This is a genomic window from Hahella sp. NS-SX17, from assembly GCF_057367735.1.
Map to the genome: position 1 here is coordinate 5143460 of NZ_CM170632.1, position 15748 is coordinate 5159207.

Annotated in this window: 14 protein-coding genes and 1 tRNA gene; 3 read left to right on the forward strand and 12 right to left on the reverse strand. The window is 51.7% G+C overall.

The window, feature by feature from the left end:
- Window positions 1–123: 123 nt before the first annotated feature.
- The 4 genes from AC2IBB_RS22880 to ttcA all read right to left on the reverse strand — a co-directional run bounded on the left by AC2IBB_RS22880 (window position 124) and on the right by ttcA (window position 4958).
- Window positions 124–1791, reverse strand: coding sequence for an acetolactate synthase large subunit (locus AC2IBB_RS22880; protein WP_486329049.1), 1668 nt, complete (start codon window positions 1789–1791; stop codon window positions 124–126).
- 75 nt (window positions 1792–1866) lie between these two features.
- Window positions 1867–3300, reverse strand: coding sequence for an aldehyde dehydrogenase family protein (locus AC2IBB_RS22885; protein ID WP_486329050.1), 1434 nt, complete (start codon window positions 3298–3300; stop codon window positions 1867–1869).
- 469 nt (window positions 3301–3769) lie between these two features.
- Window positions 3770–4027, reverse strand: a complete 258-nt coding sequence (locus AC2IBB_RS22890) for a hypothetical protein (RefSeq protein ID WP_486329051.1) — start codon at window positions 4025–4027, stop codon at window positions 3770–3772.
- 73 nt (window positions 4028–4100) lie between these two features.
- Entirely contained in the window at window positions 4101–4958 is an 858-nt protein-coding gene (gene ttcA / locus AC2IBB_RS22895) for a tRNA 2-thiocytidine(32) synthetase TtcA (RefSeq protein ID WP_216739023.1), read from the reverse strand.
- Window positions 4959–5195: 237 nt separating this feature from the next.
- On the opposite strand from ttcA, the gene AC2IBB_RS22900 reads away from it, so the two are divergent.
- Entirely contained in the window at window positions 5196–5726 is a 531-nt protein-coding gene (locus AC2IBB_RS22900) for a hypothetical protein (protein ID WP_486329052.1), read from the forward strand.
- On the opposite strand, the gene AC2IBB_RS22905 is transcribed toward AC2IBB_RS22900, so the two are convergent.
- Complete coding sequence (locus AC2IBB_RS22905; RefSeq protein WP_486329053.1) at window positions 5727–6539, reverse strand: DUF547 domain-containing protein; 813 nt, start codon at window positions 6537–6539, stop codon at window positions 5727–5729.
- On the opposite strand from AC2IBB_RS22905, the gene AC2IBB_RS22910 reads away from it, so the two are divergent.
- Both AC2IBB_RS22910 and AC2IBB_RS22915 read left to right on the forward strand, forming a co-directional pair.
- Window positions 6538–7206: a DNA-J related domain-containing protein gene (locus AC2IBB_RS22910; RefSeq protein ID WP_486329054.1), complete on the forward strand. Its 669-nt coding sequence runs from the start codon at window positions 6538–6540 to the stop codon at window positions 7204–7206. The genes AC2IBB_RS22905 and AC2IBB_RS22910 overlap by 2 nt on opposite strands.
- Window positions 7203–8279, forward strand: coding sequence for a polysaccharide deacetylase family protein (locus AC2IBB_RS22915; RefSeq protein WP_486329055.1), 1077 nt, complete (start codon window positions 7203–7205; stop codon window positions 8277–8279). The genes AC2IBB_RS22910 and AC2IBB_RS22915 overlap by 4 nt, the downstream gene beginning before the upstream one ends.
- A 13-nt stretch (window positions 8280–8292) precedes the next feature.
- On the opposite strand, the gene AC2IBB_RS22920 is transcribed toward AC2IBB_RS22915, so the two are convergent.
- The 7 genes from AC2IBB_RS22920 to hupB form a co-directional block, all read right to left on the reverse strand.
- On the reverse strand, window positions 8293–9435 hold the full coding sequence (locus AC2IBB_RS22920) for a MalM family protein (RefSeq protein ID WP_486329056.1): 1143 nt from the start codon (window positions 9433–9435) through the stop codon (window positions 8293–8295).
- Between the two features lie 2 nt (window positions 9436–9437).
- The gene (locus tag AC2IBB_RS22925; protein ID WP_486329057.1) at window positions 9438–11060 is read right to left on the reverse strand and encodes an OmpP1/FadL family transporter; all 1623 of its coding nucleotides are present in this window, start codon (window positions 11058–11060) and stop codon (window positions 9438–9440) included.
- A gap of 30 nt (window positions 11061–11090) precedes the next feature.
- Complete coding sequence (locus AC2IBB_RS22930) at window positions 11091–12107, reverse strand: transporter (protein ID WP_486329058.1); 1017 nt, start codon at window positions 12105–12107, stop codon at window positions 11091–11093.
- 62 nt (window positions 12108–12169) lie between these two features.
- Entirely contained in the window at window positions 12170–12979 is an 810-nt protein-coding gene (locus tag AC2IBB_RS22935; protein WP_486329059.1) for a C39 family peptidase, read from the reverse strand.
- Window positions 12980–13264: 285 nt separating this feature from the next.
- Window positions 13265–15151, reverse strand: a complete 1887-nt coding sequence (locus AC2IBB_RS22940) for a SurA N-terminal domain-containing protein (RefSeq protein ID WP_486329060.1) — start codon at window positions 15149–15151, stop codon at window positions 13265–13267.
- Between the two features lie 80 nt (window positions 15152–15231).
- A tRNA-Asp gene (locus AC2IBB_RS22945) sits at window positions 15232–15308 on the reverse strand.
- Between the two features lie 42 nt (window positions 15309–15350).
- The gene (gene hupB, locus AC2IBB_RS22950; protein ID WP_486329061.1) at window positions 15351–15623 is read right to left on the reverse strand and encodes a nucleoid-associated protein HU-beta; all 273 of its coding nucleotides are present in this window, start codon (window positions 15621–15623) and stop codon (window positions 15351–15353) included.
- Window positions 15624–15748: the final 125 nt, after the last annotated feature.

Consider the following 15748-nt stretch of genomic DNA (forward strand, 5'->3'; position numbering starts at 1 on the left):
GTCCTTCCACAAAAGATATCGCCTGACTAGTTTATAGGTCATAGATGGCGAGGCTTCAAACTTGAGGAAGCAGGCCCCGGCCGTGGCGGCTCGGGACCTGGATAGGGACAGACTACTTAGAGGTCAGACCAGACAAACTCTGCGCGCCAGTTCATCGGTTAGTACGCGACGGTTCTCCGAATAATCCACTGGCGCGTCAATCAAGTGCACGCCCCCAGCGGCAAAAGCCTGCCTGATAGTTGGAGACAGGTCTTCGGCGCGTTGCACGCGATGACCGGTAGCGCCATAGGCTTGAGCGTATTTAACGAAGTCAGGGTTGCCGTAACTCAGCCCCCAATCATGAAAGCCGCCCTGCTCCTGTTTCCAGCGGATCATTCCGTAAGCGTTGTCGTTCACGATCAACACCACCAGATTCAATCCCAGACGCACCGCCGTTTCCATTTCCTGGCTGTTCATCATGAACCCGCCATCGCCGCAGATCGCCATCACCTGCAATTCAGGATGCAGCATCGCCGCCGCGATAGCGCTGGGCAATCCCGCTCCCATGGTAGCGAGCGCGTTGTCCAGCAACACCGTATTATTCATGTGCGCCTTGTAGTTACGGGCGAACCAAATCTTGTACATGCCGTTATCCAAAGCGATAACGCCATCGTCTGGCATGACCTTGCGGACATCCGCCACCAGCCGCTGCGGGATGATTGGAAAGCGGTTGTCTTCGGACCCTTCGCACAGTTGTTTCTCAACTTCTTCCTTGACTCGCTTGAAGTATTCGAAGTCGTGGGTATTTACCGGCTCCAGCAACTGCGTCAGCCTCACCACCGAATTGGCGATATCTCCCACCACTTCCAACTGCGGGAAATATACCCGATCCACATTGGCGGAATTGAAGTTGATGTGAATGACTTTCTTACCACCGGGCTCCATAAAAAAAGGCGGCTTTTCAATAACGTCATGGCCGACATTAATGATCAAATCAGCAAAATCGATGGCGCAGTGTAGATAGTCGCCGTCAGACAAGGCCGCGGTGCCCATAAACAGGGGATGGCGTTCATCCACCACGCCTTTGCCCATCTGGGTGTTGAAGAACGGAATGCCGGTTTTCTCAATAAACCCTAACAATGCCTCGGACACCCGCTTACGATTCGCCCCCGCGCCAATCAGCACCAGCGGATGCCTGGCGTTCTGGATCATTTCCAGCGCCTGCTGAATGCTCAGATCATTGGCGTCCGGACGACGGCTATGGCTGGATTCGAACAACATGACGTCTGAGTCGGAGATTTCTTCAGCAATGTCTTCCGGCAGCTCCAGATGCGCAGGGCCCGGCCTCTCTTCCTCCGCCAGGCGAAACGCCTCGCGGATCTTCGAAGGAATAGTGTTTACGTTGATGATCTGGTGCGTAAACTTGGTCAACGGGCGCATCATGTCCACAACATCGACAATCTGAAACAAGCCCTGCTTGGACTTCTTCACCGGCTTCTGCCCCGTCACCATCAGCAACGGCATGGCGCCCAGTTTTGCGTAGGCGGCGCCAGTCACCAAGTTGGTGGCGCCAGGCCCCAATGTAGATAGACACACGCCGGTTTTCCCGGTCAAGCGACCATAGGTGGCCGCCATAAAGGCCGCCGCCTGTTCATGCCTGGTCAGCACCAGTTTGATGGATGAACCCCGTAGCGACTCGAGTAAGTCCAGGTTTTCTTCTCCGGGCACGCCGAAGATATATTTGACGCCTTCATTTTCCAGCGCTTTGACAAATAGGTCTGAGGCTTTCTCGCCCCCGTGCTCTGTTTTCATTCAGTTCTCCACAGGGTTTGCACACGTACTCCGTATCCAGGCGCAATAGCAGCGCCTGAATCCCTCGCAACACAATCAACTTTGGCGCTTGATCGCCAGCAAGCGTGGTTCACTCATGTCCTGCATGGCGTAACGCACCCCTTCCCGACCGATGCCGCTGTCTTTCACGCCGCCATAGGGCATGTGATCCACACGCCAGGACGGCACGTCACCGATGATAACGCCGCCGACTTCCAGTTCTTCCCAGGCTTTCTGCATGTTTTCCACATCTCGGGTAAATACGCCGGTTTGCAGGCCGAATTTGCTGTTGTTGACGGCTTGCAGCGCGTCGTCAAAAGTCTTGTAGGATTCCAGAACGGTCACCGGCCCGAAGATTTCCTCGTTGTAAGCGCTGCAATGGCGCGGAGTATTAGCCAGCACCGTAGGCGTAATGACATTGCCGCTGCGCTCGCCGCCGATCAGCAGTTCGGCGCCCGCCTCCACCGCTTCATTAATCCAGGATGCCACACGATCCGCTTCTTTGCGGCTGATCAGCGGCCCCACAAAAGTATCCTCATCTTTAGGATCGCCAGTCTTCAGCGTTTCCACCTCCGCCACCAGGCGACGTTTGAAGTCTTCATACAGAGACTCCTGCACCAGCACGCGTTGAACGCTCACGCAACTTTGTCCAGACTGGTAATAGCCGCCGAAAAGGACGCGTGGAATAGCCTTATCCAGGTCTGTTTCCGGCTCCACGATACAGGCCGCGTTGCCGCCCAGCTCCAGCACAACCTTTTTCTTGCCAGCCTTCGCTTTCATGGGCCACCCCGCCGCTGGCGAGCCAGTGAAGCTCAGCAGCTTGATGCGCTCATCAGAAATCAGCGCCATGGCGTCGTCCTTTTTACAGGGCACGACGGAGAAAGCGCCTTTGGGTAAATCTGTTTCTGCCAGAATTTCCGCCAAGATCAGCGCGCCGATGGGCGTGAGGCTGGCGGGCTTGAGTACAAACGGACAACCCGCGGCGATAGCCGGCGCCACCTTGTGCGCCACCAGATTCAAAGGAAAGTTAAAGGGGGTGATAAACGAACAGACGCCAATCGGGAACTGCCGCACCATGCCCTGATAGCCCTCGCTGCGAGCGGAATAAGCTAGATCCAGCCACTCTCCGTTATTGCGCACGGCTTCTTCCGCTGCAATCTGAAAGGTTTCGATCAGACGCGCCACTTCGCCACGACTGTCCTTAAGCGGCTTGCCCGCTTCCCGCACCAGCGCCTGCGCCAGCTCTTCCGAGCGCTCTTTCAGACGCGCAACGGTGTGCAGCAGCACATCGCGACGTTTGTATCCCGGCATTCTGCGCATGGGAGCAACAGCTTTTTCCGCAGCGGCGATAGCCTTCTCAATATCATCGTGATCGGCCAGACCGACTTTGGTGAATTCTTCTCCAGTATATTTGTCTTCGACCGGCAACCAGCCGCGAGGATCTGCGACAGGCTCGTTGGCGAGATAGAAGGGATAGGATTTGGCTAACATAAGCAGGTCCTTTTTCTGTCAGGCAGTTGGCGTGTAAGCGAAAGGCGGGGCCTGGTACTGCTCGCTTATTTCGAGCGCACGAGTATGACACATTCGCAAAACGATTTGCCTAAAGGAAAAGACTATGAGCCTGATAAGTCGAAGAAATAAAAGAGGCGACAAAAAAAGCCGACTCGCAAAATGCGGTCGGCGCAGGAGCGTATGTCGAGATACGCCTATAGGATAAGAAAACTAACCGATTGGGCTGCTTCTCAGCGGGGAAAAACATATCAGCGCACGCGCCGAATAAAAGCTGTTCTTCATGCCAACCTAAGCGCCGGATAGACATAAAAGCCGTCAATTAAATCAGAGAATTACGATATGTTAATTTCGTTCGGCGCGAGTATTGGAAGCAGATCGTGACGACCATGGCCCAGATAGGAATGGACAGCCCGAGAAAAACGGATAAGTGAAATTGTTGGCGGAGGGGTTAACTCAACAAAGCCCAGGCAATGGCGCCCATGACGCCGAGCATGCCCAAGCCCAGCGTAAACATACTCAACCAGGCGAAGACGAACATCCTGTATAGAATCGGGCTGATGTCTCGCCCAAACAGCATGCAGCCTTCGCAATCCGCCTCGCTTAGAGAACCGCCCAGCAAGTTTGCAATCGTCTTCGCCATACTGGCGACCAATAACGGAAAAACACCAACTACAATGCTGAGAATGGCTAGCAATAGAGGCGTCATGGCGCTTGATTCTCCGTCGGATTGACCTGCGCTGGCGATAAGGGCCGACAGTTTCGACCCGACTGCGTCATGCCTAGAGGTTAAGCACGCTGATCTGGTTGAACTCTTCCGGCTCCATGCTGTATCGCTCCAACTTGTCGAAGTCATACAGCCTGGTGTCGCAAAGGTGTGAGGGCAATACGTTTTGCACAGCGCGGAACATGTTTTCCAAGCGACCAGGGAAACGCTTATCCCAGTCCTGAAGCATCATTTTGATGTTCTGTCTCTGCAGGTTTTCCTGAGAGCCGCACAGGTTGCAGGGAATAATTGGAAACTCACGCAGGCCAGCGTAACGCTCAATGTCTTTTTCACGGCAATAAGCCAGAGGACGAATAACGATATTGCGGCCGTCATCGCTTTTCAGTTTGGGGGGCATTGCGCGCATTTTGCCGCCGTAGAACATATTCAGGAACAGCGTTTCCATGATGTCGTCGCGGTGGTGTCCCAACGCAATCTTGGTGCACTTATGTTCGACGGCGAAATCGTACAAAATCCCGCGGCGCAGGCGTGAACACAGACCACAAGTAGTTTTACCCTCAGGGATCTTGTCTTTCACGATACTGTATGTATCGCGCTCAATAACGTGATATTCAACGCCCAGGGAGCTTAGATACTCAGGCAGGACATGCTCAGGAAAACCGGGCTGTTTCTGGTCCAGGTTAACCGCGATAACCTCAAAGCTGATCGGCGCGTGCTTTTTCAGATTCAACAGGATGTCCAGCATGGCGTATGAATCTTTACCGCCACTGAGGCAGCACATCACTTTATCGCCATCCTCAATCATATTGAAATCAGCAATCGCCCTGCCGACTTCACGCCGCAGCAGTTTTCTCAGTTTGTTCAACTCCAAGCGATCGCGCTGCGCCATCTCTGACTTAAAAGCCGCCGTCATATCTCACTACCTCCGGTTAACGGGTGCGCATTATAGCCTAAATCCCCCCGTCTAACGCCAGTGCAGTTTTTGTTCAGTCTGTAAACAGTAAATACTTTTTTTACTAAGGGTAGAATACTCTCGCAACCTATTCAGATTGGCCGATTGCTAGCGCCTCTTCACGAACACTACCATGCCCAGTATTAAACGATCCAGCCAATATCCTTTTGAACCATAGGGAAATAAAACAGGATACACATGATTAGAGCAGCCTTATTTAAAGCATTAGCGGCCCTTTGCTTACTTACTTCAGGATGTGCTTCCAACGAAGTGACAATCTCCTCTCCTCACGTGGGGCTCGTACAAATAGTAAAACCTATAAATGAGAAATTGCCCTCTCCTGGAACGTACCTGTTTTTTAGCTTTCAGTCCGAAAGCCCTCAAATCGATACACAGGAAAATTTGCTCCAGTTAAGAGTAAATTTAGTAAAGGGAGATAAGATTACTGCCTACTCAATAGGAAGAGGGCCATATGTTACTGATGGAACAAAGCTTGAGCTACATAAGAATAATGGATCAAGCTACGCCGCTTTCGATTTTAAAGAACTAAAACTATATCTGGACGACGGCGGCAAAGTACCTTTATCCAATGTGGATTTTGATTACATCGAAATACAGCTCACCCAGCCGCTGATGGGGCTCGGGTCTGAGTTCACCAGCAACAAACTCAGGTTTCAACGCAAAGACATTCTGGAAGCGCTTGACTCAAGTCCTCAAACCTTTGAGTAACTACTGCGCATCATTCAACTTCCAGTCATAGGCGTATTCAATGCCGCCCTTATAGTTTTCCAGGCGGCTTTTCTCTGGCTCCGCGGAGTACTTGGCGAGATGGTCAAGGAGTTCTTGCCGGGAGCCGAAGTCGCTTTGATACCAGTCGTAGATGGAGGACAGTCGCAGGCTGTCTTTGACGAAGGCCACGGCTTTGGAGTGTCGGATGAAGTTTTGCGCAGCGTTATTTAACTGTTCTTCCAGACGATTGGGCTCAAAGGCTTCCAGATAGAGATTCGGGCAACCGAGGCTGGCGCAGTTGACCGCATAGTGAATGCGTTTGTCTCTCCAGATGGGACGCAGGATTCGGTGCTCGATATCGTTCAATGTCAGCGCCTGCCCCTGCACATGGGTGATGACATCGTCCCAGGGACCAAAACGAAACCAGCCGCCGCCAATCTTCTTAATACTGTCTACCGGATAATGTTGCAGCACCAACTGCACGGTCAGGGCGTTGTATAAGTTGATCCAGTAAGCCATTTGCGTATTTTTGGAATACTCCCGGGGATCAACGGACGTCAGTGAGGCGATGTAGCTGTCCAACTGACGCTTCTCTTCCGTCGTGAAGCTGCCGTACGACAATCTGGCGAAGCCGTCCCCATCCTCACTAAGGTAGGTCTGCAGAAGACGGGTCCAAGTGCTATGATCTAGCAAAGCAGGGTTTCGCTCATTGGCCTTATCCCACAGGCCCCAATACTCGGCCTTCGGCGCCGCAATGGCTTCGCCCGACAACCAGCCCATAAAAATCAGGATTAAAAATAGTCTTACGCTCATGAGTTTTGATCATCCAGAGATACCAGAGGATTTGACCCTTGCAGGTACGGAAGGTTCCCGCGAACCGACCAGTTGGCGCTATCTCACGCAAAAACTGGAACAGGCCGTCGCAGAGATTCTACTCCCCGGCCCGGCAATGATTTCCGAACACGACCTAATCAAACAATTGACCCTGCCGCCACATAGCCTTTTTTCTGAGAACTGCCTGCAATCTCCACTGGACCTTTTTCAGACCCATTTCTTGACGTTTCATACGCTCTATCGCTTGAAAAAAAAATGGTTACAAGAACATAATCTTGTCCTCGCCATGACCTCCGTACGCATCACCCTTTATCACTATGATGCGGAGGCTCACAGCAACCACAATGCGCCGGTGGCGGCGGACCCTTTGGCGGAATACTACCTCAACCCGAAAAACTTATTCGACACCAGCGCCGCAGACGTGGAGAAGCTGATCAGGGATTTTTGGCTGATGTACGTACACCCTCATCAGAAGCAATCCGCGTTGGACACTCTGGGGTGCTCTCCAGATAGCGACGCAGGACAGATTAAGGCTCGCTACCGCCGCCTCGCCATGGAACATCACCCGGACCGGGGCGGAGACACCGCGTTGTTTCAAGCCATCACGGAAGCATATGAAGTATTGAAGGTTTATTACTCACTATGAATAACGGACGCTATTCTCTCAACGCAACATCAATCACTCGTCGGATTCAGGCGCTTGGAATCGCCGCCGGCGTCTTGCTTTGCGCATCAGCTCAGGCTCAAGAAAGCCCCGCCCGCGCATACGTACTGCAATATCATCACATTAGCGACGATACCCCGCGCAGCACCTCCACCACACCGGAGCTCTTTCAGCAGCACATGCAGTTTATCGCCGATAATGGCTACCAAGTGCTGCCATTGGCGGAGATCATTCGCACACTTCAGGAAGGCAGCAACCTTCCCGAGAAAACGGTCGCGCTGACTTTTGATGATGGCTACAAAAGCATCTACGAAACCGCATACCCGCTATTGAAGGAACGCGGTTATCCATTCACGATTTTCCTGAATCCAGACGCGCTGGATAATCGCCGCAGCACTCACATTACCTGGGAGCAGGCCAGAGAAATGGGTAAACACGGCGGCGTGGTGGCGAACCATGGCGTGGGCCACATCCATATGGTGGAAGTCAAAACCGATGAGGACGCCAGCGCCTGGCGGGCGCGCATTACTCAAAATATCGAACAAGCGGAAAAAAGAATCGAGGAAGAGACCGGCGCCTCGCTCAAACTACTCGCCTACCCTTACGGCGAATACGATGCGTCACTACAAAAATTGGTGAGTTCAATGGGTTACGTCGGATTAGGTCAGCACTCCGGACCTATCGGGCCTGATAGCGATTGGACCTCTCTGCCCCGTTTTCCCGCCTCCAACGCTTTCAGCTCCGTTCCGCAGTTAAAAGAAAAGCTGAGCACATTGCCGCTGCCTGCACAGATGCTATCGCCGCAGAACATCCTGATTGCGGACAACAATCCGCCACAGCTGCGTTTCAGCACCGATCTGAACACCAAAATAACCTGTTATGGCAGCGGGCAGGGAATGCTGGAAAGCGAAGCTGTCGATAATGAAGTCACCGTGAATGGACGGGCTCCATTCAACGGACGCCGCTTTCGCTACAACTGCACTGCGCCAGCTGGCGGCGGACTATTCTATTGGCGCTCTTTCCCATGGATCAACCCCGCCGTGCCGGAAAGTTAACCCCCGATCGCCCTCACTGGGGCGGTAGTATCGCCAAGTGCAAGATTCCACTGGATGCGTGGCTGATAACAATTGGTTTGTCAGCCACGCCTTCCGCCACAGTGCGTTTTTTCATATCCGCCCCAGTCGTCAGCAATACCAGATATTTCTCTTCCTTAGACTTAATTCTGAAAAAACCCTCCAAGTAACCATAGCGAAACCAGTTTTCAGGCTCATAGATATAAAGCAGATCCTGTAAAAAGCGCACCGGCTTCCAATCGCGATCCAATACCAGGATAGAGGGATAAAATGCGTCCGGCTGGGCGTAAGCGCGCAACTGGAACAGGTGATCAACGCCACCTTCTGGTACTTCCACGATCCGATAAAGACTGTAACCTACGCCGAAGTTGTAGCCCTGCTCGTCCTTGCGAATTTCCAGTAACTCTCCATCATCAAACTCGAGCTCAACCCGCTCGTCATTCAGCAGGCTTTCACAGCAGCGACCATAGATCAGATCTATTTCCCGCCGCCCATCCTGCGAGTCCAGCCCAAGCAAACCGATCGCATAGGGATCGGCGCTTTCAGAGGGCCTGCTTTTCTCAATCCGTTGCTCATTCGCCACAACCTGTGCGGGCTGCAATGGTTGGGCATTAGGCGGGACTTTACCCTCAGCCGGGTTATATTCTTCCGTGCGCATCACCCCGTCAGCATCAACCCAGGTGTAAAAGCGACTATCTCCATCTCGCACAAATCCGCGTTTCTCCAGTTCCGCCGCATCCATATATGTGGACTCATCGATGATTTCGCGTTGAGCTGATTTTTGGGGGCCCGTTAACGGCGCAGGCTGGGGCGAGCCCCCCTTGGATACCTCCTGGCTTTCATTCGCAACAGAGACTTCCGGCGCCTGACTGGATGCCGCTGCGCCCGCGTCACTTTGCTGCTCAACAGGGGGTACTGCCAGCTCAGCGGAAGTCGGGCTTTGTTCAGACATCGATTGAACTGCCGCGGGCGGTGTTTCTTGCGGAGTCTGTGACGCAGGTTCTGGTTTCGGCTGCGCCTCGCGAATCAGCGTATGGCGCACCTGGCCGTTTTCATCCACCCAGGTGTAATACCTGTCCGCCAGCGCAGAACCGCTACTGAATAGCGCCAGCGAGAGAAGTAATGCCATCTTCTTCATGTTCAAAACGCCGTCCGGAAGGTTAGGCCCGCCATGATCAGTTTCAGGTTGGTCTCCACATTCACACCTGCATAGGGGTTGTAGACAATATTCTGGATACCGTCATCGTTCAGATTCAAACTGGAGCCGGCGGGAATATATTGCCAGCTGCGCATATAACTAAGGTTGAAGTCCACCGTCGTGTCTCTATCCCACTTGTACCCCATGCCTACGCTATACAGCACTGTGTCGTTTAAAGGCGCCAGAATATCTCGGCGGTTATGCGGAATCGGAGAGTTACGCATCTCTACTCCGAAGCGCAGATCAAGACGGCTGGACAGATGCTGCTCGACGCCGATACCCACATTCCAGACATCTCGATACTCCAATGGCAAGCGCATAGTGTTGGCCGTCGCGTTCGGCGACAACAGACGCGCCGCCCCCAGAAATTCCAGATTGCGGTCAAACTTGAGCAGGAAAGCGTCCCAGGAACTGTAATCCGTCCATCCCACATCCACATTCACGGTAAACTGATGATTCAACTTCACGCTGACGCCGGTTTGAAAGTGCTGGGGATGAGTAAGGTCAATGGAGAGTTGCCCAGCCTCTCTGGGCGTCCCGGAAGGCAGTGAGAATATCCCGGCGGTGATCGCGCCAACAATCGAGCCGTTGAATGAGCGCCAGAAACCGGACCAATCGTCGGTGTACGCCAGTTCGTATGTCCCCTTCAACTTCATGTCGGATTCACTTTGATAACTGGCGCCCCAGGCGAACCAATCCGTCGGTTCCCATAACACACCCATGTGATACTTCGGAGAGAGCGTTTCCTGCACCTGAATACTCATGCCTCCAATATCATCCCATGGACCCACATTGCCGCCACACAAGCCAAGGAAAGGCGCCAGAGGCTCTTCTCCAGTTTCACAATTGAAGGCGTCCTGCAGGACCTCCAATACGCCTATCATCAGGTTGGGCGCACGGGTGTATGTATCTAAAGCCAATGACTGGGAGGACATGCTGACGCCAAACCCCACCGACCACTCATCGTTTATCTCATAACCAAAGGATGGCGATAAATAAGTAAAACGCTGCAGCGACAACGACTTGCCCAAGTATCTGGCGGGATCGTCCTTCTTCCGGTAATAGCCCAGAATTTCAGGGCCGTAGGTCAGGTTCGCAAAAGTGAACTTGGAGCCTGGCGGATTAAGACTGAACCCCACAGAAGGCGCTAACGCCGGGGGGCCTTTCGGCAGGCGCTGCAAGCCAAACCCTGGTATGTACAGGGCTATGGTGTTAGTGCGGCTTCTAGCAACCGTATCGCCATCGAAGATAGGGTCATTTTCCACCCCATCAATGCCGAATACGTTATAACCTTCGGGTGCATAGAAGTCCGCCTGCACATTAGCGTGTACCCCCATCAACGTCACCGCTAACTGGCGGCCTTTCAGTTTGGTCAGACCAGCTGGATTATAGTGAATGGAAGCCACTCCCGGAGGCGCAGCCGTCACAGCGTTGCCCAATGATAGAGCATAGGGGTCCACCATCAGATTCGTCGCCAACTGGGCGGACGCCATTCCGCTCCAGCAGGCTGCGCATAGTCCCGCCGTAGCCAGGAGCTTTGTATTCTTATTAATATTTAAGCCCATCTTACAACTCTGCCTGATTGTTGTTTCCGCTTATTGCTCTTTAAGTCCCGCGATATTGATGGGGATCGACACCCCGATAGTTACATCAGGCGAATCCTCCGTGAGACCAAACCCCACAGAGGTGTTGATGATTTTGGTTTCACTGACGCGAATGCCCATCGCAAAACTCATCAAGCTGCTTACCTGATCCTGAGCAACGGCTTTATTGCCAGTGTTGAAAGTGAGTACGGTTTCATCTGAGTAACTCAACTGCGAGGACACGCTGAGCGACACATCGTAAGACAGAGCGTAAGAAAAGCCCGCCGACAATGACAGGGAGTTTGCGGGCTCTACGGAGACCAGTCTCTGCCCTCCCCGCACTTGGTTCAAATCCGTCTCTTTCAGAGGAAAGGTGTAACTGACTGAGCTGAATATGACGACAGGGTCAAGCACCTTTGAAAAACTGCCCCCGACGGAAAAAGAGTAGTAGCCACTCCCGGAGGACAGTTGCCGCCTGACGTCTATTTCATAAGGGCTGACCCCGGTTTTAGACTTGAAGGTGCTGAACAGGGTATAGGAAGGCTTCCCCGGGACATAGGCGAAAGGCTGCCATCGGGCGGTGAGTGAAATATCTCCTACATCAGAGTTATTTAACTCAGTCTCGGTATCATATTTGGTGGACAACGGCACCCGCGTGGACAGAGTCAGGTTATCCAATACGCCGTAGTCAAAAGTAAAAGTGTTCGTGAAAGTATGTTGCGCCGCAGGTGTGACGTCAAAATTTCGGAATGAGCCGTTAACAATGTCGATATCCAGACGCTGGTCGCCGAAATAGCTGTAGTCAAAGGCATAGGTCAAAGACATCTTGCCCTTCTTCAGCAAGGAGTAGTTCTTCTCCGCCGCCTGGAATACTTCCTCCAGTTGTTTAGCGGAATCGGCATCGTCCTCCTGCTTGGTCAACGCCTCTCTCGCCTTATCCACACTACTTTGCTCATCATCGGCTAAGACAGACGAAGCAGCAGTAAAAGTAAGCGCACAGTAAACACAGGATACTACCCAATGCTTCATTAGCTTTCCCTTAATGTTATTGTATTTATTAGCTTTCCAGACGGTTACGTTTTCAGGGCTTTTTAATTGCGTTTGTAATGCAAATACTTATTGGTATTGTTAACTGAACCGTCTTCGTTGTTTTTCAGCCTTTCCAGTTCGTTACGTATGCGAAACTCCGTTGCTTCATGAAACTGGGGGAACTCCCGGTACGCATTCAAAGTGAAGGTTTGCTCGTCAACAAAGCGCATGTCCTCCTCTCTTAATTCCAGTCCGTCCACGGGCTTGGTATTACCAGGAAAAACAATAAAGAGAACATTCTGGTCCCAATGCTCTTTGAATAACTCCACTGTAAAAGTGATGTTGCCCAACGAGGGATCAGACACGAAAACACGATTATCACGTACTGCGCGAACGACAATGAAATGCTTAAAGCCGCCGTAGCGGATGGGGACAATAGCAGGATGATCAAGTTCAGCTAAATCTTCTATCTCCGCCCGAAAGCCGCCGGAAGGATATCCTAGGGCCGTCACCAGTCGTTTGAAGTCAAGCATGGAGAAACCACGCCGCTCCACAATACGAGCGGCGTCACCATAGTGCAGGAGCCCTTCCATAATCTGGCGCTCCTCGAAAGTGCGCCCCAGATAGTGCTCCAACACCGTAGTCAGTGCCGCAGACCCGCAACTGTAGTCATAGGCCTGCTTGGTGATGTTGCGAAACTTTTGCTCCTTCGCTGGCTCCACCATGGTGTCGTACCGTAAAAACGCGACATCATTACCCGCGGTGCTGATCGCTTGCTGGTAAACCACAACCCCTTTAGGCTGAGGCTCAACAATAGCCGCCTCATTGGCGATGTTGAAAGCGAGCACCGAACCGGCGAGCACTAGAAGCATTCATTTCCACTCATTTTTATTGTGTGTAATTACGGAATTGCAACGTAACTGTTTGTAAAGTAAAGATACCGTAATTGCCTGTTTGGGAAAGATAACCAGTACACAATTCTCAGTTAGACGGGGACGCAAGATCGGTAATATCCCTTATAGGGCAAGCGAGACAAGAGGGGAATTGACACAGAGAAGCGGTTACACAGTTTAATTTACACCCTCTGGAGAAGCTTTTATCAGGCAACAAAAAAAGACGGCCTTGGCCGTCTTTTTAGCTAACTTAAAATCAAGAAATTACAAACGCTCTATCTCAGCTGAGTCTTGCACTTTCTCGTTGTAATCGTTGTACTCACGCTGACCGTTTCGGCTTGCCATGAAGGTTCTGTAAGTCTTTTGCTCAGCTTCACTCAGGTCGTCGGTGTTGTCCTTTACTTCATTCAGAACGATAACCGCATAACCAAAGTTTGTCTCAAACTTTTCTATAACGGGACTTCCTTCAGCTGGTTTAGGCAGCTTAAAGGCCAGACGAGCGATATCAGCAGCGCCAGCCTGAGAACGACGAGCGTCGTTCAGTTCCACCCAACCGGTTTGTTCGCCATCTTCTCCCTTGGACACAGGAGTCAGATCGCCACTCTTCAGCTGAGCCACCATTTCTTCGGACTTAGCGGCCAAGGAGTCTTTTGCTTTCTGCAAAGCCAGCTTCTGCTTAATTGCGTCTTTAACCTCCGCAAACTCTTGCGGCTCGCTTGGCAGCAGCTCTTTCTTTCTCAAGACCAGACTTCTTTCTTTGCCCAGATCAATAACCTGACTGTTGTGGCCATCTTCAAGTACATCCGCAGAAAACGCCTCTTGGATCACCTGTGGACCGCTGAAAATACCCTGGCCGCCTTCTCTGGAGAAAGGCTCAGAGGTTTGTACTGTCAGACCCAGTTCCTCAGCCGGTCCCGCCAAATCGTCTGCGGTATAAGTGATATCCTTCAATTTAGAGTTAATTTCAACGAACAGGCTATCCGCCTTCTGCTCCTGCAACTCTTTGACTATGCGGTCCTTGGATTCATCCAGACTTGGCATTTCAACGGCTTTAACATCATTCAACTTGATGATGTGGTAGCCATATTCAGTCTTAACTGGCTCAGAAATATCGCCCACGTTCATAGAGAACAGTTTTTCTTCGAAAGGTTCAACAAATGCGCCTTCCTGAGCGTAGCCTAAATCACCGCCGTCATTAGCCGAGCCAAAATCGTTAGAGTATTCTTTCGCGAGCGCGGCAAAGTCTCCGCCTTCTTTCAACTTCTGCTCAACTTCTTTGGCTTTCGCCAGTGCCTGCTCATCAGACACATCATCTGAAGTTTCAATCAGGATATGGGACGCGCGGCGTTGCTCAGAAGGTTGAAACTCTTTCTTTTCATCCTCATATCGCTTAGCGACTTCTTCATCGCTAACCTCTGCACGCGCCACCAATACATCTCGAGTTAACTCAATGTAGTTGACGACAATGCGCTCAGGCAAAATAAATTCGTCTTTATTCGAGTTATAGTACTCTTCCACCTCTGAGTCACTGATTTCAATGTCTTTCGCCACATCTACAGCGTTAAGGCGATAGTAGCTAAAGCTGCGAGTCTGGCGCTCCATTCTCAGAAGCTCATTCAGCTCTTCACCAATGACAAAAGAGGTCTGGGCGATACCGGATTGCAACTGCCCAACCAATAGCTCATCCGATAACTCCTCACGGAACTCCATAGGACGCATGCCAATTCTACGTAAAGCTTCCATGAACTGGTTGTTATCGTATTTACCATCTTTCTGAGCCATCGGCCACTGAGTAATAAAGTTGTTGATGGTTGCGTCAGAAACAGCGAAACCAGCCTCCCGAGCAGCCTGAAGCTGAACCTCACGGGCAATAGTTTCATCTAAAGTGGTTTTACGTAACTTGTTCTCGTCGATCTTGCTGGGGTCATAGTTCTCCCCCATGCTGGCGATAGCTTGAAGACGACTTCTCTCGAACTTGCGCTCGAATTGAGACTTAGTGATTGGTTCGCCATTGACTGATGCAACTTCGGGCTCGCCGCTGAGCCCTCCAACGATAGACTCAACGCCAAAGAGGGCAAATGTCAGTACGATTAAGCCGACAATTACCTTGGCGATCACGCCCTGGGCGTTATCCCGAATATTTTGAAGCATGCGCCCCTCTTAGAATTCTAACTTCCAAATCTGGTTGTAATGTTCTAAAGAAAAAAGGCGCTCGTGGGCGCCTTGGATCTTGGCGGAGCGGACGGGACTCGAACCCGCGACCCCCGGCGTGACAGGCCGGTATTCTAACCGACTGAACTACCGCTCCTTCGATTGCATTGCGTCCCTATGTTACTAGGGACGCGAGATGCTAGTTGACTGCGTCTTTCAGAGCTTTACCGGCTTTAAAGCTGGGAACTTTAGCGGCGTCGATTTTAATCGTTTCGCCAGTTTGCGGGTTGCGACCAGTGCGTGCAGCGCGCTCTTTAACAGAGAACGTACCAAAACCGATCAAAGTAACCTGCTCACCCTTTTTTAATGCTTCAGTAACTGACTCAACGACAGCATCAAGAGCACGACCAGCAGCCGCTTTTGAGATGTCTGCAGATGCAGCAACAGCATCAATCAATTCTGACTTATTCACACTAAACCCCTTAGATCTTTTTGAATTGATTAATTGACTGGTGATGAAGGAATTCAGGTATACAACACACTTAAATCTTTAGAGCGTGAGTACATCCTTTTTCTTCTTTTAATTGGCCGGCAGCC